General features: G+C 49.9%; 22 protein-coding genes and 1 riboswitch. Of the genes, 12 read left to right on the forward strand and 10 right to left on the reverse strand.

What is annotated here, in order from left to right:
• The first annotated feature begins 68 nt into the window (after positions 1–68).
• The 8 genes from JOD24_RS12195 to JOD24_RS12230 all read left to right on the forward strand — a co-directional run bounded on the left by JOD24_RS12195 (position 69) and on the right by JOD24_RS12230 (position 7,216).
• Positions 69–1,064, forward strand: a complete 996-nt coding sequence (locus JOD24_RS12195; protein ID WP_429246992.1) for a molybdopterin-binding protein — start codon at positions 69–71, stop codon at positions 1,062–1,064.
• Between the two features lie 56 nt (positions 1,065–1,120).
• Positions 1,121–1,801 (forward strand): redox-sensing transcriptional repressor Rex, encoded by a 681-nt coding sequence (locus tag JOD24_RS12200; protein ID WP_380164695.1) that lies wholly within the window; start codon positions 1,121–1,123, stop codon positions 1,799–1,801.
• A 35-nt stretch (positions 1,802–1,836) separates the two neighbouring features.
• The gene (tatC, locus tag JOD24_RS12205; protein ID WP_380164693.1) at positions 1,837–2,631 is read left to right on the forward strand and encodes a twin-arginine translocase subunit TatC; all 795 of its coding nucleotides are present in this window, start codon (positions 1,837–1,839) and stop codon (positions 2,629–2,631) included.
• A 577-nt stretch (positions 2,632–3,208) separates the two neighbouring features.
• Positions 3,209–3,490 (forward strand): co-chaperone GroES, encoded by a 282-nt coding sequence (gene groES, locus JOD24_RS12210; protein WP_380164691.1) that lies wholly within the window; start codon positions 3,209–3,211, stop codon positions 3,488–3,490.
• A 50-nt stretch (positions 3,491–3,540) separates the two neighbouring features.
• Positions 3,541–5,175 carry a chaperonin GroEL gene (gene groL, locus JOD24_RS12215; protein WP_380164689.1) on the forward strand — a complete coding sequence of 545 codons (1,635 nt, stop codon included), beginning with the start codon at positions 3,541–3,543 and terminating at the stop codon, positions 5,173–5,175.
• A 260-nt stretch (positions 5,176–5,435) separates the two neighbouring features.
• Positions 5,436–5,702 (forward strand): transcriptional regulator SplA domain-containing protein, encoded by a 267-nt coding sequence (locus JOD24_RS12220; RefSeq protein ID WP_429246993.1) that lies wholly within the window; start codon positions 5,436–5,438, stop codon positions 5,700–5,702.
• A complete protein-coding gene (splB, locus tag JOD24_RS12225) occupies positions 5,695–6,723 on the forward strand; it encodes a spore photoproduct lyase (RefSeq protein WP_380164685.1) in 1,029 nt (342 codons plus the stop codon). Before JOD24_RS12220 ends, splB begins: the two co-directional genes overlap by 8 nt.
• Before the next feature lie 133 nt (positions 6,724–6,856).
• Positions 6,857–7,216: a DUF4870 domain-containing protein gene (locus JOD24_RS12230; protein ID WP_429246994.1), complete on the forward strand. Its 360-nt coding sequence runs from the start codon at positions 6,857–6,859 to the stop codon at positions 7,214–7,216.
• Positions 7,217–7,313: 97 nt separating this feature from the next.
• On the opposite strand, the gene JOD24_RS12235 is transcribed toward JOD24_RS12230, so the two are convergent.
• From JOD24_RS12235 to JOD24_RS12260, 6 genes are all read right to left on the reverse strand, one after another.
• The gene (locus tag JOD24_RS12235) at positions 7,314–8,651 is read right to left on the reverse strand and encodes a 6-phospho-beta-glucosidase (RefSeq protein WP_429246995.1); all 1,338 of its coding nucleotides are present in this window, start codon (positions 8,649–8,651) and stop codon (positions 7,314–7,316) included.
• Complete coding sequence (locus tag JOD24_RS12240) at positions 8,648–8,980, reverse strand: PTS lactose/cellobiose transporter subunit IIA (RefSeq protein WP_380164679.1); 333 nt, start codon at positions 8,978–8,980, stop codon at positions 8,648–8,650. The genes JOD24_RS12235 and JOD24_RS12240 overlap by 4 nt, the downstream gene beginning before the upstream one ends.
• Positions 8,981–9,002: 22 nt before the next feature.
• Positions 9,003–9,749, reverse strand: a complete 747-nt coding sequence (gene chbG / locus JOD24_RS12245) for a chitin disaccharide deacetylase (protein ID WP_380164677.1) — start codon at positions 9,747–9,749, stop codon at positions 9,003–9,005.
• A gap of 139 nt (positions 9,750–9,888) precedes the next feature.
• Positions 9,889–11,196 carry a PTS cellobiose transporter subunit IIC gene (gene celB / locus JOD24_RS12250; protein WP_429247002.1) on the reverse strand — a complete coding sequence of 436 codons (1,308 nt, stop codon included), beginning with the start codon at positions 11,194–11,196 and terminating at the stop codon, positions 9,889–9,891.
• Positions 11,197–11,245: 49 nt separating this feature from the next.
• Positions 11,246–11,548 (reverse strand): PTS sugar transporter subunit IIB, encoded by a 303-nt coding sequence (locus tag JOD24_RS12255; RefSeq protein ID WP_380164675.1) that lies wholly within the window; start codon positions 11,546–11,548, stop codon positions 11,246–11,248.
• A 145-nt stretch (positions 11,549–11,693) separates the two neighbouring features.
• Positions 11,694–14,441 (reverse strand): sigma-54-dependent transcriptional regulator, encoded by a 2,748-nt coding sequence (locus JOD24_RS12260; protein ID WP_429246996.1) that lies wholly within the window; start codon positions 14,439–14,441, stop codon positions 11,694–11,696.
• An 84-nt stretch (positions 14,442–14,525) separates the two neighbouring features.
• On the opposite strand from JOD24_RS12260, the gene JOD24_RS12265 reads away from it, so the two are divergent.
• Positions 14,526–14,795 carry a hypothetical protein gene (locus tag JOD24_RS12265; protein WP_429246997.1) on the forward strand — a complete coding sequence of 90 codons (270 nt, stop codon included), beginning with the start codon at positions 14,526–14,528 and terminating at the stop codon, positions 14,793–14,795.
• A gap of 307 nt (positions 14,796–15,102) precedes the next feature.
• Positions 15,103–15,759 carry a hypothetical protein gene (locus tag JOD24_RS12270; protein WP_380164669.1) on the forward strand — a complete coding sequence of 219 codons (657 nt, stop codon included), beginning with the start codon at positions 15,103–15,105 and terminating at the stop codon, positions 15,757–15,759.
• Positions 15,760–15,965: 206 nt separating this feature from the next.
• On the opposite strand, the gene JOD24_RS12275 is transcribed toward JOD24_RS12270, so the two are convergent.
• On the reverse strand, positions 15,966–16,400 hold the full coding sequence (locus JOD24_RS12275; RefSeq protein WP_380164667.1) for an Hsp20/alpha crystallin family protein: 435 nt from the start codon (positions 16,398–16,400) through the stop codon (positions 15,966–15,968).
• A gap of 557 nt (positions 16,401–16,957) precedes the next feature.
• Here JOD24_RS12275 and JOD24_RS12280 point away from each other — a divergent pair.
• The gene (locus JOD24_RS12280) at positions 16,958–17,197 is read left to right on the forward strand and encodes a hypothetical protein (RefSeq protein ID WP_380164665.1); all 240 of its coding nucleotides are present in this window, start codon (positions 16,958–16,960) and stop codon (positions 17,195–17,197) included.
• 372 nt (positions 17,198–17,569) lie between these two features.
• Here JOD24_RS12280 and JOD24_RS12285 read toward each other — a convergent pair whose 3' ends face one another.
• Positions 17,570–17,791 carry a hypothetical protein gene (locus JOD24_RS12285; RefSeq protein ID WP_429247003.1) on the reverse strand — a complete coding sequence of 74 codons (222 nt, stop codon included), beginning with the start codon at positions 17,789–17,791 and terminating at the stop codon, positions 17,570–17,572.
• Positions 17,760–18,623 carry a cation diffusion facilitator family transporter gene (locus JOD24_RS12290; protein WP_380164661.1) on the reverse strand — a complete coding sequence of 288 codons (864 nt, stop codon included), beginning with the start codon at positions 18,621–18,623 and terminating at the stop codon, positions 17,760–17,762. The genes JOD24_RS12285 and JOD24_RS12290 overlap by 32 nt, the downstream gene beginning before the upstream one ends.
• Positions 18,624–18,877: 254 nt before the next feature.
• Positions 18,878–18,979, forward strand: a riboswitch (purine riboswitch).
• A 115-nt stretch (positions 18,980–19,094) separates the two neighbouring features.
• Between JOD24_RS12290 and guaA the strand changes: the two genes are divergently transcribed.
• Positions 19,095–20,621: a glutamine-hydrolyzing GMP synthase gene (gene guaA, locus JOD24_RS12295; protein WP_380164659.1), complete on the forward strand. Its 1,527-nt coding sequence runs from the start codon at positions 19,095–19,097 to the stop codon at positions 20,619–20,621.
• A gap of 1,771 nt (positions 20,622–22,392) precedes the next feature.
• Here the strand turns inward: guaA and JOD24_RS12300 are convergent.
• Positions 22,393–23,832 (reverse strand): glycoside hydrolase family 30 protein, encoded by a 1,440-nt coding sequence (locus JOD24_RS12300; RefSeq protein WP_380164647.1) that lies wholly within the window; start codon positions 23,830–23,832, stop codon positions 22,393–22,395.
• Between the last annotated feature and the right edge of the window lie 282 nt (positions 23,833–24,114).

Below are 24,114 nucleotides of genomic sequence, written 5' to 3' on the forward strand. Positions count from 1 at the left end.
CGGTGTTGCCCTTTTGTCTGTCTCATGAGAAGGGAATCCATCCCCCATAGCGGAAGGGGAGACGAAAAGTGAAAAGCTCCTTGCGGGAAGTGCATGTGACAGAGGCGGTGGGGAGGGTGCTGGCACATGACCTGACCCAAGTGATCCCAGGACAGTTTAAGGGACCCCGTTTTCGAAAAGGACACGTGATTCGGGAAGCGGACTTTGAGGCGCTTTTGTCGATTGGCAAGGAACATATCTATGTGATGGAATTGGCAAAAGGGGAACTTCACGAGAATGATGCCGCCCGTCGGATTGCCCAAGCTGTCGGTGGACCCCAGCTGACTCTGAGTGCGCCAGCGGAAGGTAAAGTTCAGTTGAGTTCCAATCGGGATGGACTTTTAAAAGTGGACGCCGCCCGGGTTCATGGGATCAATGAGGTGGAACAGGCGGTTTTATCCACTCTAAAAACGGATATACCGGTTCAAAAGGGAGAAGTTGTGGCTGCATCGAGGGTGATTCCCTTGGTTTACCCTGAGGATCGGATCGAACAGGTGGAGCGAATCGCTGCAGAGGGGGACAGGCCGGTGCTGGAGGTGCTCCCCTTCCGGCGCTTGAAGGTGGGAGTGGTTACCACAGGCAGTGAAATCTACCATGGGCGCATCCAGGATCGGTTTGGCCCGGTGGTTCAGGAAAAGCTTCAATCCTTCGGTTCCACTGTGATGGGACAGACATTGGCCGGCGACGACAAGGAGTTGATCCAATCCCAAATTTGCGCCTTTGTGGATCGGGGAGCCGATCTGGTCCTGGTGACCGGAGGCATGTCCGTCGACCCTGATGACCGGACCCCTGGTGCGATTGCGGCGATCGGCGCAGAGGTGGTCAGCTATGGCACTCCGATGTTGCCTGGATCCATGTTGATGATCGCCTATTATCGGGAGATTCCGGTCTTGGGACTCCCCGGTTGTGTGATTCATGATGAGTACACCTCCTTCGATCTCTTTTTGCCTCGGATCCTCGCAGGGGAAAAGGTGAAGCGGGAGGATATTGTCCAGTTGGGTTACGGCGGGTTGCATTCATGTTGACCTGATGTACTAAGAGAACGTCTGTAAAAGCCCGACGGATATTTCGGAGGCATAATATGTCAGATATGAAAATTCCCCAGGTGACGGCCAAGCGGTTACCCCTTTATTACCGCTACCTGGAGAAACTGCACATCATCGGAAAGCAACGCGTCTCCTCGTCGCAGCTGAGCGATGCTTTGCAGATTGACCCCGCCACCATTCGCCGGGATTTTTCTTACCTGGGTGAACTAGGTAAAAAAGGATATGGATACAATGTCAACTATTTACTGCAATTTTTGCGAGAGTTTCTGCGCCAAGATGAAGTGACCCATGTGGTACTGGTGGGAGTGGGTCATTTGGGCACTGCATTGCTGGGATATAATTTTTACCGGAGTCACAACACCAAGATTGTGGCGGGGTTTGATACGGACCCGAGTAAAGTGGGAACCGCGGTGGAGGGAATCCCTGTATTCTCTATGGATCGTTTTTCCGAAATGAAAGAGTTGCACAATGTGGAAGTGGCGATTTTGACGGTTCCGGCGGCTGAGGCTCAGGTCACCACCGATCGGATTGTGGCAAGCGGGATTCGGGGTATCCTTAATTTCACGCCATCCCGGCTGACGGTGCCGCGGAATGTTCGGTTACATCATATCGATCTGACCGTTGAACTACAGACATTGATCTACTTTCTGAAAAATTTTCCCCCGGAAGAGGACATCCCTTCCGAAGAGGATGAGCCTACAAGTGGACAAGACTGACAGGCGGGTGGAAAAGGGAGAGGGAAGGGACAACCATGAGTGGTGGAGAGAAGCATTGGACCGAACATCTAGGTGAACTTCGCAACAGGATTCTGGTCACTTTGGCCACTTTTATCATCATGTTGATCGTGGGCTTCCTGTTTGCCCAACCGATGATCCAATTTATGAAAGAGGATTTGCTTCAGGGGTCCCTCAAAGAAACCCTGCAGTTGCATATCTTTTCTCCGGGGGAAGCCCTGGCCATCTATATGCAGTTCGCCTTTGTAGTGGGGGTCACCTTCACACTTCCGATCGCATTGTACCAAGCCTGGTCCTTTGTCCGGCCGGGATTGACATCTCGGGAACAACGGGCGACCTTGCGTTACATTCCGTTTGCCGCCTTTCTTTTTATCCTGGGACTCCTTTTCGGTTATTGCTGGATCTTTCCTTTCCTCCTCAACTTTATGTTCAAGTTGACATCTTCATTGGGGGCGACGGAAACCTACGGAATGTATGAGTTTTTTCGCTTTATGTTCCGGATCGTGTTTCCGATAGCCGTTTTGTTTGAAATGCCGGTGATCATTCTGTTCTTGACGAGAATCCGGGTGTTGAATCCGAATCTTTTGCGGAAAGGGCGTCGCTTTGCGTATCTGCTCATGGTGGTGTTGGCTGCCTTGTTGACGCCGCCGGATTTTGTCAGCAACATCTTAGTAAGTATTCCGCTCATTCTTCTTTATGAGGTGAGTATCTGGCTGTCGGCACGGGTCTACAAACAGATCGAGATGGAAGATGAAGAGTGGGAGCGTAAATGGAGAGAACAGGAAAAAGAAGATCTGGATGACGGATGGTAAGAAAAATGTGGGAAGGGGGGAAGCCCTCTTCTCCTTTTCTTGTCAGTGAAACTGCAAAAATCTTGATTCAGGTCTGAGACTGTTGATTAAGCAGAAAATAGTCGTCAGGGAGTCGTGTGCTGCCATAGCGAGACCAGGGAGCGGAAGCGACCCTGGCGAGACTTGTGCCCTATGGGTGCAAAGCTTTTATGCACCACAGGCACAACAATCTGAGATAGAGGAAGTACCACAGGCACAACAATCTGAGAAAGGGATGACATCCTACCCAGGGTAGAATCTGGGAAGAGGGTGCTGAGGGGCCATATTCATCCTGGTGTGGCTTCCGTCTTGCCTCTGCCCGATGACAAGATTCCCTCTCCACTTCCTTGGGGGATGGCATGATCCCTGATCCAAGTCGGAATCGGCGATGGATCCGGGCAGGGACTTCCTTCAGCTACTGCTACTGCAGTGAATAATTTTTTTTAGAGGAGGTCTTGCAAAACGAAGTCAGTGGAGATATTATGTAATTGGTGTTAGCACTCAGGCCTGATGAGTGCTAACAGAAAAACATTTCACCCATAAAGGAGGGTGTACAGACGTGATCAAACCTTTGGGGGATCGAGTCGTTCTGCAAGCTATCGAACAAGAAGAGAAAACGGCTAGCGGCATTGTTCTGCCGGAGACGGCCAAGGAGAAGCCTCAGGAGGGCAAAGTGGTTGCTGTGGGCTCTGGCCGCTATGAAAATGGACAGAAAGTCGACCTCGAAGTCAAAGAGGGGAACCGGGTGATCTTCTCCAAATATGCGGGTACGGAAGTGAAAGTGGGAGACACGGAATACCTCATTCTGCGTGAAAACGATATTCTGGCTGTTCTCGACTGATCTTTCCACCCCGTCGAATAAAAACCCCTACATAGGAGGGAGAAGGAACAATGGCGAAAGAGATCAAGTTCAGTGAAGAATCCCGCCGCTCTCTGCTGCGCGGTGTGGATGCCCTGGCTGACGCCGTCAAGGTGACGCTTGGGCCTAAGGGACGCAATGTGGTGCTGGAGAAAAAATTTGGTTCTCCGTTGATCACCAACGACGGCGTCACCATTGCCAAGGAAATCGAACTGGATGACAAGTTTGAAAACATGGGTGCGCAATTGGTGAAGGAAGTGGCCACTAAGACCAACGATGTGGCTGGAGACGGGACCACCACTGCGACGGTATTAGCCCAAGCGATGATCAGTGAAGGTCTGAAGAACGTCGCCGCTGGCGCCAACCCGATGGTGATTCGGCGCGGGATTGAAAAAGCGGTCAAGACGGCAGTCGATGAGATTAAGAACATTGCCAAGCCGGTAGAAGGCAAAGAGTCTATCGCCCAAGTGGCAGCCATCTCTGCTAACGATGATGAAGTGGGTCAGCTGATCGCCGAAGCGATGGAGAAAGTGGGCAACGACGGCGTGGTCACAGTGGAAGAATCCAAAGGGTTCCTCACCGAACTGGAAGTTGTCGAAGGGATGCAGTTTGATCGCGGCTACATCTCTCCCTACATGGTAACCGACAACGACAAGATGGAAGCGGTGTTGGACGACCCCTACATTCTCATCACCGACAAGAAAATCTCCAATGTGCAGGAGATCCTGCCTTTGCTGGAGCAGGTGGTTCAACAGGGCAAACCCCTCTTGATCATTGCGGAAGATCTGGAAGGGGAAGCACTCGCCACCCTCGTGGTCAACAAACTGCGGGGCACCTTTAACGCGGTGGCTATCAAAGCTCCAGGCTTCGGCGATCGCCGGAAAGCGATGTTGCAGGATATCGCTATACTGACCGGCGGCCAAGTGATCACCGAAGATCTGGGTATGGACCTGAAGAGTGCCGACTTCAGCGTACTGGGCCGTTCTCGTCAAGTGCGTGTCACCAAAGATGACACGATCGTCGTCGATGGTGCCGGGGACCGTGGTGAGATCAGCAGCCGTGTGAACCAAATCCGGCAACAGCTGGAGGAAACCACTTCCGAGTTTGACAAAGAGAAACTACAAGAGCGTCTGGCCAAACTCGCTGGCGGCGTAGCCGTCATCAAAGTGGGTGCCGCCACTGAAACCGAACTGAAAGAGCGTAAACTTCGTATCGAAGATGCTCTTAACTCCACCCGTGCCGGTGTGGAAGAAGGCATGGTTTCCGGCGGTGGAATCGCTTTGGTCAACGTCATGCACGCGGTGGAAAACTTGAAGAGCGAAGATAATGATGAACAAACCGGGATCAACATCATTCGTCGATCCTTGGAAGAACCGCTTCGTCAAATCGCCTTTAACGCGGGTCTCGAAGGCTCCGTAGTGGTGGAACAGGCTAAGAAAGAAAAAGTGGGCATTGGTTTCAATGCCGCTACCGGTGAATGGGTAAATATGATCGATGCCGGAATTGTCGACCCGGCCAAAGTAACCCGGTCTGCCCTGCAAAACGCAGCTTCCGTGGCGGCCATGGTGCTGACCACCGAAGCGGTTGTGGCTGACAAACCGGAAGAAGAAAGTGCTTCTGCTGCTCCGGATATGGGTGGCATGGGCGGTATGGGCGGTATGATGTAACCATCCCCCATAAACGATGTAACCATCCCCCATAAACATGGATGTATTAAGGTTTTTATTTAAAAAAGCAAGGGCTTAGCCCACAATTTGCCCATATAGGGTAGGTTTTGAGAGGCTTCCCATGAGTTCAGCCAACTTTTGGGAAGCCTCTTTTTTCTTCTTCTCGATCGAGCTTGCACCTTGATTCAGATTTCAACGTCAAATACCTTTCCCGGATCTGGGAAACATAAGGGCATCCAAAGCTGTGGAAAGGTGATACCATGGATGAAAATCAGGGACACTCGCCGATTCAGGCAGGAGACATCGTTTATGTAATGGTGCGAAATCCTCACGCGCAAGACGTGGCCAACATACAGGAAGCCGCAGTGGTTCGTGATCCAAAAGGAGCTGGCGATTTGAGCCTGTTCTTGTACGAAACCCACTACCCCATGAATGAAGAAATTGCGGTTTACCGTACGGAAGAAGAAGCCGAGCAGGCATATCAGTATTATTTCGGCTTCTCAGGAGAAGGGGACTCTCATGGTTAAGCCATTCCTGCCACAATTGGTATACATGGAGCCACGTGCCCTTGAATATCCTCTCGGTCGGCGGCTAAACAAGAAATTTACAGACATGGGGATCGAGATCCGGGAAACCACGTCCCACAACCAGGTTCGCAACTTGCCTGGGGAAAACGATTTCCAGAGGTACCGGGTAGCGAAATCCACACTGGTCGTGGGGGTCCGAAAAACCCTCAAATTCGACACCTCGAAACCTTCTGCAGAGTATGCGATTCCCTTGGCGACGGGTTGTATGGGACACTGCCACTATTGTTACTTACAGACGACCATGGGGAGTAAACCTTACATCCGTACTTATGTGAACGTCGAGGAGATTCTGGACGCCGCTGAAAAGTACATGCAGGAACGGGCTCCGGAAGTGACCCGGTTTGAAGCCTCCTGCACCTCGGACATCGTCGGAGTGGACCATCTCACCCATTCGTTGAAACGGGCAATCGAGTACTTCGGGGAGTCGACAACCGGTCGGCTCCGCTTCGTGACCAAATTTGCCCATGTTGACCATCTTCTCGACGCCCGGCATCATGGAAAAACCCGTTTTCGATTCAGCATCAACGCCGATTACGTGATTAAATATCTGGAACCCGGCACCTCTTCTTTAAAAGATCGCTTCGCCGCCGCCGCCAAGGTGGCCCAAGCCGGTTACCCTCTGGGCTTTATCGTTGCCCCGATCTATTTGCACGAAGGGTGGCAAGAGGGGTATCGCCACATGTTCGAGAAACTGAAAGATTCATTGCCGGATGTCGCCAAAAAAGACCTGACTTTCGAGTTTATCCAGCATCGTTTTACCAAACCGGCCAAACGGACCATCCAAAAAAACTATCCCATGACCAAGCTGGAAATGGACGAAATGCGCCGCAAATGGAAATGGGGTCGCTATGGAATCGGGAAGTACGTTTACACTGATGAAGAGCAGGAGGACATCAAAACCCGATTGGGAACATATCTGGAGGAATATTTCCCGACTGCAACACTGGAATACTTTACTTGACTACGGAGGCCCTCCGATGTTTTTCCATTGAAAGGAGGGCCTTCTCCGGGCTTGAAGCGGGAAATGATTATCAGATATACTTTGCGTGAATCAACCGGTTTGCAGACCGGAAAAATCGGTGGGGAGGCACATGATGGAACAGGGGAACCATCCTCCGTCCGAGGAACGGAAATCTACATCGTCTATTGACCTGGACCCCAAAGTGTCGGCGGTATTAAGCTATTTGCTACTGTGGGTGAGCGGTCTCATCTTTTTACTCTTGGAGAAGGAGAACCGGTTTGTCCGGTTTCACGCAGCACAATCGATTGTCGTCTTTGGCTCCCTAACGCTTTTAAAAATGGTGGTGGGAGTGATCCCGATTCTGGGAGATATGATTCAAGTTCTGATCTGGCCTGTCACGTTGGTTCTCTGGATCGTCTTGATGGTGAAAGCTTACCAAGAAGAGTGGTATCGTTTGCCGGTAGCAAGCGAAATTGCGGAGAAATTGTTGTAATGAGAAGCCGTTTTTGCCCTTACAGGCGGAAAAAACACCCGCAACCTTCAATGAGGCGGGTGTTTTTCGTGTGGATCGAACCTGGATGGATTTGGCTTTAGGCGGAAGCTCCCTCAGCTTTCTGAAAGAATTGCGGCAGATGATCTCGATGGGCTTCCAGCATCTCATCCAGGATCTTTTTGGCCAGAGTGTCTGAGGGAACCAGGGGATTGATCGTCATCGCCAGTAGCGCCTGATGATAGTCCCCGGTGACGGCAGCCTCGACCGTGACCCGTTCAAAGGATTTGATCTGTTGCACCAATCCATGAACCGCCACTGGCAGCTCACCGACCGTCAGGGGCCGAGGACCTTCCCGAGTGATGACACAGTTGACCTCTACAGCTGATTCAGGTGGGATCCCAGCGATGGTTCCGTTGTTTCGGACGTTGACTGGCTGAATGTCCCCTGTGTCGTTGTGGATGGAGTGGATCAAGCTACAAGCTGCATCACTGTAATAGGCACCCCCGCGTTTTTCCAGTTGGGGGGGTTTGATGTTCAGGTCGGGATCTTTGTACAGTTCAAACAGATCCTGCTCCAACTGTTTCACCACTTCAGCCCGGGTTCCTTTTTCCTGGGCGGCTTCTTTTTCTTCTTTCAATATTTTGTCGGTCTGGTAGTAATAGCGGTGATAAGGGCAGGGAAGCAATCGCAGTCCTTTGATAAAATCGGCCTCCCAACCGAGATCGGCGATATTTTCCATAGTGACGCCAGATTTTTCTCCACTGGTCAACGTCTCCAGCAGTCGGTCGGTGATCTTCTCGCCATCGAGATAGACGTTCAGACCGAACACCATATGGTTCAAACCGGCAAAATCGATCTGGACACGATCGGCCTCCACATCGAGGAGCTTGGCGACGCCCATGCGCATCCCGATGGGAACGTTACACAGACCAACGACTTTTTGGATGTGGCTGTGGCGGAGGACGGCCTCAGTGACCATCCCGGCGGGATTGGAAAAGTTAATCATCCAAGCCTGGGGACATAGTTCCTCCATCTCCCGGGCGATGTCGAGGATGACCGGGATTGTTCGAAGTGCTTTCATCAATCCGCCTGGGCCGTTGGTTTCCTGTCCGATCACGCCGTACTTCAGGGGGATCCGTTCATCCTTGATCCGAGCATCCAACAAGCCGACACGAATCTGTGTAGTGACGAAGTCTGCATCCTTCAACGCTTCCCGGCGATCCAGAGTGAGATGGATCTGCATCGGAACTCCGGCTTTTTCTACCATTCGTCGGGCTAATGCCCCCACGGTGTTCAGTTTTTTCTCTCCTTCTGGAATGTCGACCAGCCACAGTTCCCGTACCGGCAGTTCATCATACCGTTTGATAAATCCCTCCACCAATTCGGGAGTGTAGCTGGAACCTCCGCCGATGGTGGCGATTTTCAATCCCTTCATCTTTGGACACCTCCAGAAATATGAATTTCCTCATATAGATCGACAAATTCTACGGCGAGGTCCTTGATGGAAATGGCATTCATCAGATGATCCTGTGCATGTACCATCAATAAGGTGAGCGGTTGAGAATTTCCACCGGCTTCCTGCTGAATCAAAGTGGTCTGAATCCGGTGGGCTTTAATAATCTCTTCCCCAGCTTGATCCAGTTTGGCTCGTGCCTTGTCGAAGTCTCCTTTTTTTGCAAAGCTGATCGCTTCCATAGCGCAACTCCGTGCATTGCCTCCGTACAGGATCATTTCAAATACGGTTTCCTCTGAAGATGCATCCATCGGCTCTCTCCCCTTATTCACATCAGACTTTCCATTCTTTATATGAAATCAATTCCAACCTCTGTGTCCGGATCCAGTCTTTGATTTCAGGGTCAGTCAAGATGGCCAGCTCCTTTGCTCGTGGCAGGGTATAGGAGCTACCGGTTAGCAGCTCATAGTCGAGATAGGCGGGATGACACATGATTTCTGCTGTTTCAACGGCAGCCCCTTGTTCCAGGATCCGCAGTAGTCTAGCCTGTGTCACTCCCTCTCCGTAGAAATCAGCGAGGAATAGATCCGTCCCTTGGATCTCCCGGTTGCTCCTGTGCCGGGGATCGACTGAAATTTTACGAACCGGCAGGCGATACTTTTGGGCCAACTTCAAGACAATGGGTGCCACCTTCTCGTGACTGTGGACGTGGTGGTGACTGTCGAGGTGAGTCGGTTCCAATCCCAGAGAGAAAAAGGCTTCCACCTGTCGGGTCAATTCCCGTTCGATGTGTTCCGGCTCAGCCACCTTCTCTAATTCCTTTCCGGATCGAAAGAGGCCCTGTGGATTTACCAACGAGGGCACATCCTCGCATAAAGGGGCGCCACAGGTTAAGACGAGGTGAATTCCCACGCCCAGATCCGGATGTGCCTTGGCCAGCGAGGCAGCATGTTCGGCCCCGGGCATATTGGTCATCAGCGTGGTGGAGGTGACTACCCCGTTTTTAAAACTTTCCAAAATCCCTAGATTGACTCCCTTGGAATAACCGAAGTCATCTGCGTTGATAATCAGTTGGGTCATAAGATTCCCACTTTCCAAGAGGTGTTGTTGATCGGAGAGGGTGGGGATGGATTGCCTACTCTGATGGTGAATTTCCGATCATCCTGAGATGCCTGCTGTGAAATTTGTTCCCTTGGGTGTCGACTCTTTCAACACGCTTCTATACGGCGGCTTGCTCGGCGGAGGACTCTGCTCCTTGCTCTTCCTTTAGTTTTTGTTTGTCCCAGATCCTTAGGAAAGGATAGTAGATGCCGATGGCGATGACAAAGTTGATAGCTTGCATGACGATGCCGGATATTTTCCCTCCCGTGGCCAAGTAACCGCTGATCAGAGGCGGAGTCGTCCAGGGAACGGCTACACCACTGGGTTTGGCGACGAAGCCAGTAGACATGGCTACATAAGTGGTGATGGTTAGCACGAGGGGGATCAGCACAAAGGGAATGATCAACAAGGGATTCAACACAATCGGCATACCGAAGGTGATCGGCTCATTAATATTGAAGATCCCCGGCCCGATGGCCAGCCGGCCCAAGCTTTTCACCTGGGCACTCTTGGCCCGAAGGATCATGACCACTACCAAGGCGAGGGTGGCACCGGAGCCTCCAATATAGACCCAAAGATCAAAAAATTGTTGCGTGATCACATTGGGCAATTCAGCGGAAGCATCTACCTGGAAGGCTTGACGGTTCTCATCCATGAGGGAAAGCCAGATCGGTCCCATCACTCCGCCTACGATGGCTGCGCCATGCAAACCCGTAGACCAAAGCAGATGAACCAGCAGTACGGCAATCAGAGCTCCGATCAGACTGCCGCCTAGTAGCCCCAAGGGTTTGCTGAGAAGGGTGGAGATAATATTGTGAATACTTTCGAAAGAAGTGACTTCAATCAACAGGCGGACTGCCCACACTACTAAAATGACCACCAGACCGGGAATCAGGGCGACAAAGGATTTGGCAACTGCCGGCGGGACCCCATCCGGTAATTTGATGATGATATTCTTCTGAATGATATAACGGTAGATTTCTGTTGCGACCAGTCCCAGCACCATCGCCACAAACAATCCTTGGCTGCCCATCAACTGAACCGGGATCACTCCGGTAACATCGATGGCTTCCTTAGCCCCTTCCGGAGTGAAAGCCACCGTGTAGGGAGTGGCCAGCAAAAAGGCTGATACAGAAATAGCCCCTGCCGACACCGGATCGACGTTATATTTTTCCGCCAGCCGATAGGCGACTCCAAAGCTGACGATCAGTGCCATAATATCGAAGGTGGCACTCACCGGATACAACAGTTTGTCCTGCCACTGTTCCCCGAAAAATCCCGCCATAAATTCCGGGTAACCTGGGATCGGCAGGGCGGAGATCACCAAGAAGATGGATCCGATAATCAACAAAGGCATGGCCAGAATCAGTCCGTCACGAATCGCTTGCAAATGCTTCTGCTCGGCAATTCTTCCGGCAACAGGCATCACATGCTTTTCCAGAAAACCCACCAGACCTCCCACAGAGAATCCCTCCTTATTTCTTCAAGTTGATGGCAAACTCCAATACTTTTTTACCGTCCACTCTTCCGTAATCCACGGGATTGATGACTTCCACCGGAATCCCTTGTTGCTCTGCCGCCTTTTTTAACAGTGGCAGCTTATAGCGGATTTGAGGACCTACCAGCAATACGTTGGCCTCTGGGATATGCGTGTTTACTTCATCCGCTGAAACCGCCCATATTTTGGCGTCCACCCCTTTCTCTTGGGCGGCTTGTTCCATCCGTGACACTAATAAGCTCGTCGACATTCCTGCTGCACAACATAACAAAATATTCATTGAACACTCCTCCTTCTCCGATGTACCTCATTCTTAACGCAAAAGATGTGCCAATCTTTGTTGGAGCCTGTGGGAGGCTGATCGTTTTCCTACTGTGTCATGCGTGTCATCAGTGTGTCGATCAAGGGGGTTCCTGGTTTACACTCTATGAAGAAGTCCGTTTGGAAGAATCGAAAAAACTCATCATGTAGCAGATTTCATCATCGGACAACTGAATGTCATAGGTGTCCTCCAATCTCTTTAACACGTCCCGTGTGGTTGTGTAGAGTGAGGGATTGGATCGGATGTATTTTTCCTTGTTTTTGAAGATCACCGATGAATCCCCGGCCAGCAGACGGTCCACCATACAACAGGCGTGGAGCACCATCCCGATCAGATCTTTGGTGGGGACGGAGATCTTCAGACGCTGTTGCAGTTCCTCAAAGCAACTCTTGAAATCCGGGACCACCTGACCTGGGTCAGCATGCAACAGATGGTGTTGCAGGGTGTCGGCCATTTTGTCATAAGCCTCTTCTGTGTCGATCAGGTGTTGAATCTGCTCAATCCCTTCATGGATCACCTCCTCCGCAGGAAATTGTCTGAGATCGATCTGAAAGAAAAAATCGCTTACAATGCACACTATGGGTCGGGATTGTTTCAGGTGCAAAATACTCTCTTCCAGCTCTTCTTGGTTGGCGCCATCCAAAGGAATTATCTCCAATCCCGCGGGATCGAAGCTTAGATGTTGGGTCAACACCTTTTGAAGGGTGTGGGAGTCGATGGAATCCGCTGAACCCACTGTCACAATGGCCCGTTTGTTTCCTTTGTTACTCCCGTTTTTCGAAGAGGAGTCTGTTTCAAAAAGTGTGAGTTGTTTGATGTCATCCACCAACTGTTCCAGGGAATATCCGAGGATAGATTTTCTCGTCGCTTCCAATACGTGAGGGGTACTTACCATGGGGAGGGTTTGGATTGGAATTCCGAGCTCCCCTTCCAACATTTTGCCGAAGTTCATCAGCGACCCCATATCCACCATCAACAACACGCCCCTGTGGGTGGCATATTTTTTTAGATGGGTTTTGGTTTGTTCATAGATTTCGATCGGATCCATATGAAGAGGCATGTCGATTGCAGCGGGCCCTTCGGTACCTAACAGTTCCCGAGTGACCTCCGCCATTGCAGTTGCACCCCCGTTGCCGTGGCTGATCACCAGGATGTGTACACTTTCCTCGGCTTCCTCCGCATCTGTCTCATCGAGCACAAAAAACATGGTAAGGAATCCGGCTTCATCGATGGGAACATCCATCCCCGTCTTTTCCTCAATCAATTTGATACAGTCTAGAGCCACGCTAAACTCATCTTTATACATTCGTCGTACGTGGTTGAGTTGCGGATTGATGATGGTTTTTCCGCTTTCGATCCGCTCAGTGGAAGTCTGGATATGCAACGCCAGCCCTTGCACCACCTTTTCACTCAAACGGGTGTCCAGCTGGGCTTCCGCATAGCGGACAATCTCATCTGTCAGTTTCATGATCCCAGGGGTGACCATCTTGGCCAGGTTACCTTCTCCCAGTTTCCGGTTCATCCTTTTGAAATATTGGGTAAAGTAGTTTTCGATATCGAGGGTCATCAGGGAGTTCAGTTCGTCCTCCTGGAGACCGCGTGATTTCAGTTCGTTATATCTTTTTTCAATCTTCTTATATACAGAGGAGGAAGGTTCCTCGGGTGTCACAGCAAAAAGCGTATCCGCCTGCTGGGGATGAAATAGATACAGACCGTCATGAAGGTCCACTGTTTTCCGGGATCCTTTGCTTAATAACAGCCCTTCTTTCGCACCGGGGGGCAGATCGGAGCTGTGGATCTGGACACGCTCTTTTTTGGCACTGACGAAATCGGCGTATACTTTGGCGCAGGTGAGTTGAATATCCGTTTTCAGCTGACCGATGTTGTTCAGACAGGGATAATGTAATAAGGCCCGAATCGTGTTAGGAGAGACATGGATCTCTTTTCCCAGGCGGATCGCCTCTTCCTTGAAAAAATGCAACACCAGTCGATACCGCTCCTCGATACTCCGTTCTCTCAGAGGAGGGATTCGAATCACCATGGGGATCCGTCTCTTAAATGTCCGCAAGAGGCTGGAGTCGGAATCTTCAGTGGTAGCGGCGATCAGAAGTACCTGGGCCTTCCTCTCCGTTTCTGATTCCCCTAGACGGCGATAGATCCCTTTATCGATCAACGTGAATAACATTTCCTGCCCTTCAGCGGGCAGACGGTGAACTTCATCTAAAAACAGAATTCCGCCATGAGCTTTTTCGATCATTCCTTTTTGTTCCCGGGCTCCGGTGAAAGCCCCCCGGTAAACGCCGAATAACTGACCCAGTAGCAACTGCGGATTGTTCGCGTAATCGGCGCAATTAAAGATGATGAAGGGGGCATCATCCACCAGGCGATCCACTTCAATGGCGTAGCGGTGCAAACATTCTGCCAGCATCGATTTGCCGACACCGGTTTCACCCAATAGAAGGATGTGCATGCCGTGAGGTGGATAGAGAAGCGCTGCTTTCCCTTGTTGAATGACGTTTTTTAAACTGCCGTCCACGCCTAGCAATCGATCCAGGGTGGTCTGGGTTGGCGGGGAATACTCCTGCTCGATGGCAGTAAAAAGAACCGGTCTGCCAGCACTTTTGCCCACCTTTCCCTCCCGCCATAGTTGATTTAACAGACGACTGACATTGGCCCGGTCCAACCCTAGCAAATCAGCCAGTTCGCTGGCGCTGACCTCTGCGTTGGCTCCCAACTCATTCAATTTCCGCAAGATGATTTCTTTCCTGCTCAGAGAAGTCTCCGTGGGTTCTTGATGATTGGACAGCTCTCTTCCCTCCTTCATGATCGCTATGGACAATTTCTCCATCATCAGCTGAACTCCCTTTTACCGAAAATACTTGGCTGGAGGAGATCCGGAGTTTCAGGGGGATCTCTGAAGTGAGATGAAGAAGGATTGGATACCGTGTTGTATAATGAATCCATATACCAGCTCAATGAGGAACTGGGAAGAAATTGCGGGGTGATCGAGATGGACGATAATCAAGGAAGAAAGTTATACCATCACCTGGTGGGCTGCTTGGAACTGACTTCAGAGCAGAAACAGATCCTATGGGATGAACTGCAAAACTGGTTCGGAACCAATCCAGAGGAATACGCGGAGCCACCGGAGACGGAGGAGTCGGCGAAGGAGCAGGTACTACAATTGATCCATCGAATGGGATAAAAAGAGGTTTGCGGCATGCGCTTTTGCCGCTGAAAAGTTATCGGCAGGCGTGGGGAGGCAAAATCTTGGCATGGGATGGGAGCCTCTTCGCCACCTGCCGAAAATCAGTTCCAGAGCTCGTTCCTTGACGGATAGGGTAGCTTTCGCTCTTTCTATGCTTACAGAGAGTCTGAGATCCGACAGGGTGAGGGAACATAAAGGCATTCGACTCCAGTTTCATGTGCGTGGGGAAGAGGTTGTTTGCAGAGAAGAGATAATGACAGAGAGAGCCGGAATTTGAGCGAAAATAGTTTGGGGGAACAGAACATTGCTGGAGTGGATTGCGACTCATCGCTGGTGGCTGTTCATCGCTGTGGAGGTCTCTTTTTGGGTGTTGATCATCGGTTTTCTGGTCATGCGCTACGGGTTTGGGATGCGGTCCCGGGGGTTCCTGTGGTTGCTTGTTTTGAATTTGCTCAGTTTTCTGGCGTTAGGGATCGTCGATTACCAAGAAACTGGGCAATTCTCCACCTTTCAGGTGGTGATCGTGGTTGCTTTAATTTACAGTGTGACTTATGGTCCCCAGGATCTGAAAAAGCTGGATCGATACATGGGGCGAAAAATAGCCCGCTGGAAAGGGGAACGTCTACCTCCGGAAGAGGAAGCCCGCTCCCGGAAAGAGCGAGAAAAGGAAGAGCAGCAGAATTATGGGCGCCCCCATGCTCGCAGGCAACGCAGGAGTTGGTATCTCCATCTGTTGCTGTTTTTGATCGTCCATTTGGCCTTTGCCGTGATCTTTGGGTGGGAATCGGTGGGTGGAGCCGAAGAATGGGTGGAGACTTGGATCGATACCTGGAATACGCCGGAACTTTTTCCCTTCCGCAATGAACAGATCAATCAGCTCAGTCGGATCTGGGTGCTCATTCTTTTGATCGATGGGATCAGCTCTTTCTATTATACGATCTTTCCAAAGAAGAAAAAGTAGAGGGACTAGAGTGCCTTCAGCAACCTTGATCTTGTTTTTCAGCGGGGTGGGAACAGGATGGTAAGGCGGCTCCGATCTCTTGCAAAGAGCTAAAGGCTCTCCGCCTGCCCTTCTGTGATTTTCCACACAATGATCCCTGAGGGGGCATTAGATCCCCAAATTATCAAAGCCGTTTCCCTCACTCGATAGGGAAACGGCTTTTTCAGTCAGGAGTTTTCCTCCTCAAAACGAATTTCTACCTCTTTACTTACCACCTTTTTGAGTAAACGAATCTCCAAGAGACCATTTTTGTAATGGGCCTGGATCTGATCGGGGGAATAGTGGAAAGGGAGCTGAATTCTTCGTTTAAATCGGCCAAATCGTCGTTCACCGAGGGAGATCTTTTCCTTGGCCACGGGATATTCGTAGGGGATTTCTCCTTGAAGGATCAAGCTTTGAAACTCCAGGGTGATCTGGACATCATTTGGAGAAGAGAGTCCGGGAATTTCTACGACGATGATCCCTTCCTGCTTCGTTTCATAGATGTCCACATCGGGTCCCTTACGGGGAAGGGCGTGATGCAATTCGTTCCAAAACTTATCGCCCAAGATGCCTCCCATTTTCCCTTGTAAATTGGATCCATCGAAAGAGTCTTTTTTCAACCCGATTCCACCTCTGATCTCATTACCGATTGTTAAACCGGAATGAAGTGTTATTTTACTCTATGCTCTAAACCGGGCTTTCGTGATCAGATGTAAGGGAAAACAGAGATTGAATCCGATGTATTTGATCAATTCATCGGATCAAAAAGGCAGTTTGCGTAAAGCGATTGAACAAATCCAAACATCGATACAACATTTGGGTTGGCGGTGGTGAGATGTGGGCAGAAGTCTATCTTTTCGTCATGTGTATTTTGGAAGAAATGCAGTGGGTGCGGAGGAAAGCAGTCTCTTCATCCGAGTTTTTTCATGGATTTGCGGAGGTATTACCGGCAATTTGAGTATTAAGAAGGGAAGTGGGTGTCCACCTGTCATCACTAACTTTGGCAGGACACCTCTTTTATGAATAAATGTAAAAAAACACTCTTTGTCATCAGCGTCTTAAAAATTTTGCAGGACTGTGCTTCCATCCGCCCCTTGTTTTGTAGGATAATAAGTTTATTAATCCGTCTTTTTTTTTGCATTTTTTATTGGTGGTATGGATGGGGAGGTTTGATGAAATGGGGAAATTTGAGGATGTGGCTTCACTCTCCTCGGATATTCAGGATCTTTGCAAATCACCTCGGGAGGGGGAGGAACCGGAAACCAAACTGATCGAGATGTTGGTGGAGATCGCCAAAGGAACTCGGTATTGGGAACACGTTGAAGTGGCTGTGGAGGCCTATGAAGCTTATCGTAGTGACCAGGAGGAAAGTGAAAAAAACCTATACCAACCCAAGAGGTTACCCTGGAGGGTCTAAGATTTCAAAAATGCCAACTCATGATTTGCAACAGGATCCATTGCAGTGGAAACGCCCGTCGTAGCAGGTGGGCGTTTTTTGTATATGGAATATCAGGACTGTTGATTAACTAGAAAATGGGCGACGGAAGGGAGTCGTGTGCTACCAAAGCGACCTTTGCGCCATGGGCACTACAATCCAAGGGAGCTGAAGCTCTAGATTAAGGTAGCACCACAGGCACTACAATTTGAAATGAGGGATGCGCTATAGGCACTACAATTTAAAAAGCTGAAGCTCTAGATTAAAGAAGCCATCCTGCCCAGCGGAGAAGTCTTACGAGAGGGGGTTTAGGGGCATCATTCTCTTCCGTAAGGCTTTGCCCTTGCCCGATGGTCAGGTTTGGAGCGGCCAGTTTTCACTTCCTTGCTGGATGGCAACGGTCGCGTGGGTGAACACGATCTCCCCACCCAAAATATAGCTGATCAACACGCCTGCGCCTGATGGAATATCATCCAGTTCACACTCCGACATGGAGAAGCAGGGGTCATTTGGTTTTTCTGAGAGAGGAGAGAAACGAGAGAGATTAGGAGTTATCAGGACCATCGGGTTCCACATGGATATGGGCCTGCCGTACTTGATGCTTGCGGGCCAGCTCCGATTCGAGGATCTCGGTGATCCGGTGGCTCTCTTCCACCGTAAGATCCCGATCCACTTCAATCACCGCATCGAGGATGACCTCGTTCCCCTGCAGACGGCCTTTCAGGTCGACTACGGATTTTACGCCTTTGATCTCCTCCATAGTGCTCCGGTATCGAGAGAGCTCCCCTTCATGAAAGCCGTCGGTTAAAAGATGGGACATCTCCTTGAAAATCCCCCAAGCCGTTCTCAGGATAATCAGACCGACGAGGATGGCGGCCACCGGGTCCAGCCAAGACAGGCCCCATTGGGAACCGATGATGCCTGCGGCGGCGCCGATGCTGACGAGGGCGTCAGAGAGGTTGTCCTTGGAGACCGCTCCCAAGGCATTGCTACGGGTGCGATGGGCGAGATACCGGGTGTAAGCGAACACGGCTAACATCACGCCGGCGCATCCCAAAGCGATCCAGGCTGCTGACAACTCAGGTGGTGTCGTCCTACCTTGCCATGCAGTCCGGATTCCGCTTTGCAACACTTCCAGGCCGATTGTGGCCATGATAAAGGAAGCGATAAGAGCTGAGATGCTCTCTGCGCGGGAATGTCCGTAGGGATGGTCTTCATCCCGGGGTTTCCGGGCAATCCGCAGGCCGATGAGGACTCCTATGGCAGCGAGCACATCCGTCACGTTATTCAGGCCATCTGCTGTCAGGGCCTGAGAGGAAAGTAAATAACCCAAGCTTACTTTGGTTGTACTCAGGAAAAGGTAAGCGATGAGGCTGACCCAGACTCCCGTTTCCGCTCGATTCGGCATGATGTTTCTCTCCTCGGAGGTGATCCACCTTAGGGTACCCGACAAAGAGCATGTGGGTCTACAGCAAGATGATTGCTCTGGCGCAAGGTTTTCATACCCGGTAAAACAGAGTTGTACCAGGGCAAAGGTTGGCGGAGCCATCTCCTTTCAACTCAGGCGAGGCGGACCTTGGAAAAATGCGTCCGCTTGATTTCATTTTTTCCGATTGGTATCATGTACGCATGCAGATATGCAAACGGAAATTATATAGTTATTTCCACAGGGTTGATCTGACTCGTATATTTTCAGGGATAGGGCCTGAACGTCTCTACCCGGCCACCGTAAATGGCTGGACTACGAGCGCTAGGTCACCGGTGCTTTTCTTTTGTGCAAACGAAAGAAATGGCCGGGGCTTCGTATCGCTAAGGAGAAGCGGTGCGGGCGCCGGCCTTTTTCTGATGAATTTCTGAATTGGAGAAGGTGGGGTCTTCGATGGAACAAGTGGTAGTGCTGGATTTCGGTGGGCAATACAATCAGCTGATCGCCCGGCGGATTCGGGATCTGGGAGTCTATAGCGAGTTGTTGCCACATCATACCGATGCGAAACGGCTGAAAAAGATGGCACCAAAGGGTATTGTATTTTCAGGGGGGCCGGCCAGTGTGTATGCGGATGGGGCTCCCAAATGTGATCCGGCCATCTTTGAGCTGGGGATTCCGATTTTGGGCATTTGCTACGGAATGCAACTGATCAGTGCCCATTTCGGGGGCGAGGTCAAAGGGGCAGAAAAGCGTGAGTACGGAAAAGCTGATGTGGAAATCCTCTCTGATTCCCCACTTTTTCAAGGACTGGGTACCCGGCAAAACGTCTGGATGAGCCACAGTGATGTCGTAATCGCTCCACCCCAGGGCTTTCAGGTGGACTGCCAGAGCACCTCGGCTCCTGTGGCGGCGATGAGTGATCGGGCTCGTCAGATCCATGGCGTTCAATTTCATCCCGAAGTACGTCACACCCCGCAGGGGGATGAGATGATTCGGGGTTTCTTGTACGATGTGTGCGGATGTGAAGGAAACTGGAGTATGGAGACCTTCATCGAGGATACGGTGAGAGAGCTACAGGAGAAAATCGGCGAGAAACGGGTCCTTTGCGCTTTGAGCGGCGGAGTGGACTCTTCCGTTGTGGCTGCACTGATCCATCGTGCCATCGGAGACCAACTTACCTGTGTATTTGTCGATCATGGCTTGCTTCGCAAAGGAGAAGCAGAAAGCGTCATGGACACCTTTGCCGACCATTTTCATATGCATGTGGTCCAAGTGGACGCACGGGAGCGGTTTTTGAGCAAATTGAAGGGTGTGACCGACCCCGAGCAAAAACGGAAGATCATCGGCAATGAGTTTATCCGTGTCTTTGAAGAGGAGACGGAGAAACTGGGCAAGCACCATTTCTTGGCCCAAGGAACTCTGTATACCGATATTGTGGAATCGGGGACGGAGACGGCACAGACGATCAAGTCCCACCACAATGTAGGTGGCTTGCCGGAAGATATGCAGATGGATTTGGTGGAACCGGTCAACACCTTGTTTAAGGATGAGGTGCGTAAGGTCGGCGAGGAGCTGGGACTTTCCCGGGAAATCGTCTGGCGTCAGCCCTTCCCTGGGCCAGGATTGGGAATTCGTGTGATCGGTGAAGTGACGGAGGAGAAGCTGAAAATCGTGCGGGAATCTGATGCCGTCCTGCGGGATGAAATCCAAAAAGCAGGACTGGACAGCGAAATCTGGCAATACTTTACCGCTTTGCCTGACTTCAGAAGTGTGGGTGTGATGGGGGATGCCCGCACCTATGCCTACACAGTTGGCATCCGGGCGGTTACCTCCATCGACGGTATGACCGCCGACTGGGCCAGAATCCCCCACGACATACTGGAGCGGATCTCCAACCGCATTATCAATGAAGTGGACGGGGTCAACCGAGTGGTCTACGATATCACCTCCAAACCGCCGGCCACCATTGAGTGGGAATAATTCGTACAGATCAAGAAATAGGAGAATCCAGAGGGATCTTGCTGTTACATAAGATCCCTCTGGATTCTCCTTTAGGATGCCGTGGAGGCTTCGGACTATTCCTTTTTTGTTCTCCTCTTATAAACAGACTCTATTACCAGCAAGGCAGCAAAGAGTAGGAGTGCACTCGTCCCAGCATTCAACCAAGGCGCTGCATTGTGGTAAAGATACTGAATGCCAAGAGAAAGAGGGAAGAACAAAAGAGCGGTCAAGAGCGATTTTAAGCCAAAAGGATTCAAAACTTAACACCTTAAACCCCCTATTTTAGCCAAAGAATTCATAACAAATTTATTTAGTACCATGTCATTCACTTCCCTTACAGCGGCTTGTTGACTAGTTTCACCTGTTACTTCCTCCAACGGTAACGTTACATGTTCGGCCAACTTTCCTTATTGGATATGTATTTCTCCAAATTAATGGACAGACGTGAATCGCTAAGCACCTGATTTCTACGGTTCATTTGCTTGCCGGTCATATTTCTGTACTAGTCGTAAATATCCCACAGCAATTTTAAACCCAGTGACAAATATCCATATTTATCACTGGGTTTAAATTTTCCTTTACGTCAAATGGGAAATGAACAGGGTTGCAATACCGAAGTAAATCAGCAGGGACAGGATATCATTGATCGTTGTAATCAAGGGTCCTGATGACGGAACCACAAAGCTGTCATGTAAAAGTGGCGCCTTGTTTGAAACGATGTGCAAGTGTCAAGTTTGAGAGGCCCCTCACCTAACTCAAGGTTCATTAATTTCCACGGTTCTTCAAGAGCTACTTCAAATATGTCGTAAATAAAATACCCATCTTCCCCACAGGAATCCACATCAGCCACACACCACCTTTATCAAGTTCTTGTTAGGCAGTATAGGCAATGTTCTCTTATCTAAACACGAAAAGAATCTTCGAATTCGCTTCTATCTTCGTCATTAATCGGTAACATCATCACATTTTTACTACAACACGTTACCCCGCTTCTCTCATATTTATCTTACCATCTGTTAAGTCACTAATTACAGAACAATTAATTGTAAAAAGAGTTAATAATCTAAGGTGAACGAAAAGAAATCGTTATGGTCAGGGCTGTTGATTAACTAGAAAATGAGTGACGGAAGGGAGTGGTGTGCTACCCAAACGACCTTTGTATCACGGGCACTACAACCTCGATGAGCTAAAGCTCTAGATGAAGGTAGCACCACAGGCACTACAATCTCGATAGCAAGGTTGCCATCCTACTCAGCGGAGAATCTGGAGAGGATAGTTTTCACTTCCTTGCCGGATGACAACGGTCGCGTGGGTGGACTCGAACTCTCCTCACCCGAAATATGGATAATCAACACGTCTGTATGATAGTATTTAAGATTGCACTTATGATTGTTGAATAGAAAGAAGTTCAATTGGTTTTTCTAACTTAATGTCACTTTCACCAGCTGTACTGGGTTTGACGCTTACGTTTGTACTGCACCTTCCATGTTGGACACCAACTAACATAGAAGGTGCAGTTTTTCTATGGCCAAATTTAGTTCAGGACGAAAAAAATTAGAAGTGGTTATACGTTATCAGGAGGGAACGGAAAGCATAAATTTTGCTTCAATGTAAAATCTGTGGTGGACTGCAATACGGTCAATGATCAAGGGTAGTTACCTTATAGGTTAAGAAAACAAAACAAGTTTCTTATGATCAAAAAAATATAATTCTGGCCGATACTCTGGGTGCAGTTCCTTTTTCATCTTACTTAACTCCACTTAAAGGTTACCGCAGCATTTGGGTTCAAGGTATAGGTGATCTTTTGCCCGTTCCATACGACCTTAAATGTATTGCTTGCGCTGCCGTAGTTGAAGACTACGATCGCCTTGGTGCCGTCAGGGTTCTTGAATGCCACCTGATCCAGTGTACCCGTGCCGTACGTGGTGGAAGAAATCCGGTGGGCGCCGGGAACGACAAATTTGCTGAAATGTCCGATGGCATAGTACTGATCATTGAAGGTCACGCTGTCCATCTTGTCGGAACGCACGGAGATCGTTCCCCAGTTAATACTGTTGGACAGTAGCGTCGGACCGTTGTTTTGATCTAGCGCAAGGTTCCACAAAATATAGGATTTTGACCAGTTTCTAGGAACGGCAATCATTTCGCGCATCATGCCGTTAAAGCTGGGATTCCATGAGCCGAATCCGCCTTCCGTAAACCAGATGTCCTTGCTCGGGTACTCATTATGCAATGTAGTCATTGCAGACGGACTGCCGCCGTAATGATGGAATGCTGTACCCGCAATATAAGCATTGACAGCAGGATCAGCCAAAGCCTGCTGCGGGAACGATAGGTTGTCCCAGTTAAAATCATAAGCCATGATTTTCGTGTCTAGTCTTGCGTTTTTAATAGCCGGCCCCAGATTGTTTTTAATAAAATTATTGTGATCCGATATGGACATATAGGTTGTCGGATATTCCGGGTTTTGAAGACCCGGCTCGTTCACCGGGCTGATAGCATAAATCGGAATGCCCTGTGCCGTATAAGCTTGAATAAATTTCACAAGATAATTGGCATAAGCGCCGTAATACTGAGGATCCAGATATCCGGTGTTCATCGAATTTTGGGCATTAGAAAACTGGCCTTTTTTCATCCAGCCGGGCGGACTCCAGGCCGCTGCCATTACCTTTAGCTGCGGATTGATAGATTTTGCTTGCTTTACCATCGGCACGATGTAGGGTAGATCCCGATGTATGGAAAAATTATTCATGTTCACGTCGCCAGCGGTTTCATTGTAGCTATAAGCCTCCCAATTAAAATCCGATGCGCCAATGGTCTGCCGTAACAGACTAAGTCCGATCCCCGTCTGTCCGAACAGCTTCTCCATGACCTCCGCCCGCTTGCCCGTGGACAGCTTGTATTGAAGTAGCCAGGAGGATGCGTCCGTTAGCGAGGCACCAAAGCCATCCATCTGCTGATAGGTGGTATATTCGTCCACCACGATGGCAAGGCCCGGGGCACCGTCGTCCACGATGAAAGTGGTGTCGGGTTTTTTCGAAAGTTTTGAGCCCTGCGCCATATCAGTCAGCCAGACTTCAGATGTAGATGCAGCGTTTGCTCCAGTCGTTGGAAGCATGGTGATTACTAGTACGGAAACGAGTGAAATGGACATCAGTTTCCAAGTGGTTCTAAGCCAGGAAAATCTCATTGAAGAAATTACCTCCTTTAATAGTCTGCCATAAATAGACTTACAATTGGGAAAATACTACCTTCTCTCCAAAGGAGACATTCACATTATCAATAACGATCTTACGCGCGTTGATCTGACCTCGCTATCAAGCAGGCGATTTGGTTTCCGCGCTTCTGTACTGGCTTTCATTTTATCTACACTCCTGAACAGCCTTTCAATTGTATACTTTTTACCGTGTTGGTTAAATGGATCTCCTCGGTTCATTTGTTTGTTGGTCAGATTTCTGTCCTAGTCGTAATA

This window comes from Kroppenstedtia sanguinis, from assembly GCF_050433445.1.
Lineage (GTDB): Bacteria > Bacillota > Bacilli > Thermoactinomycetales > DSM-45169 > Kroppenstedtia > Kroppenstedtia sanguinis.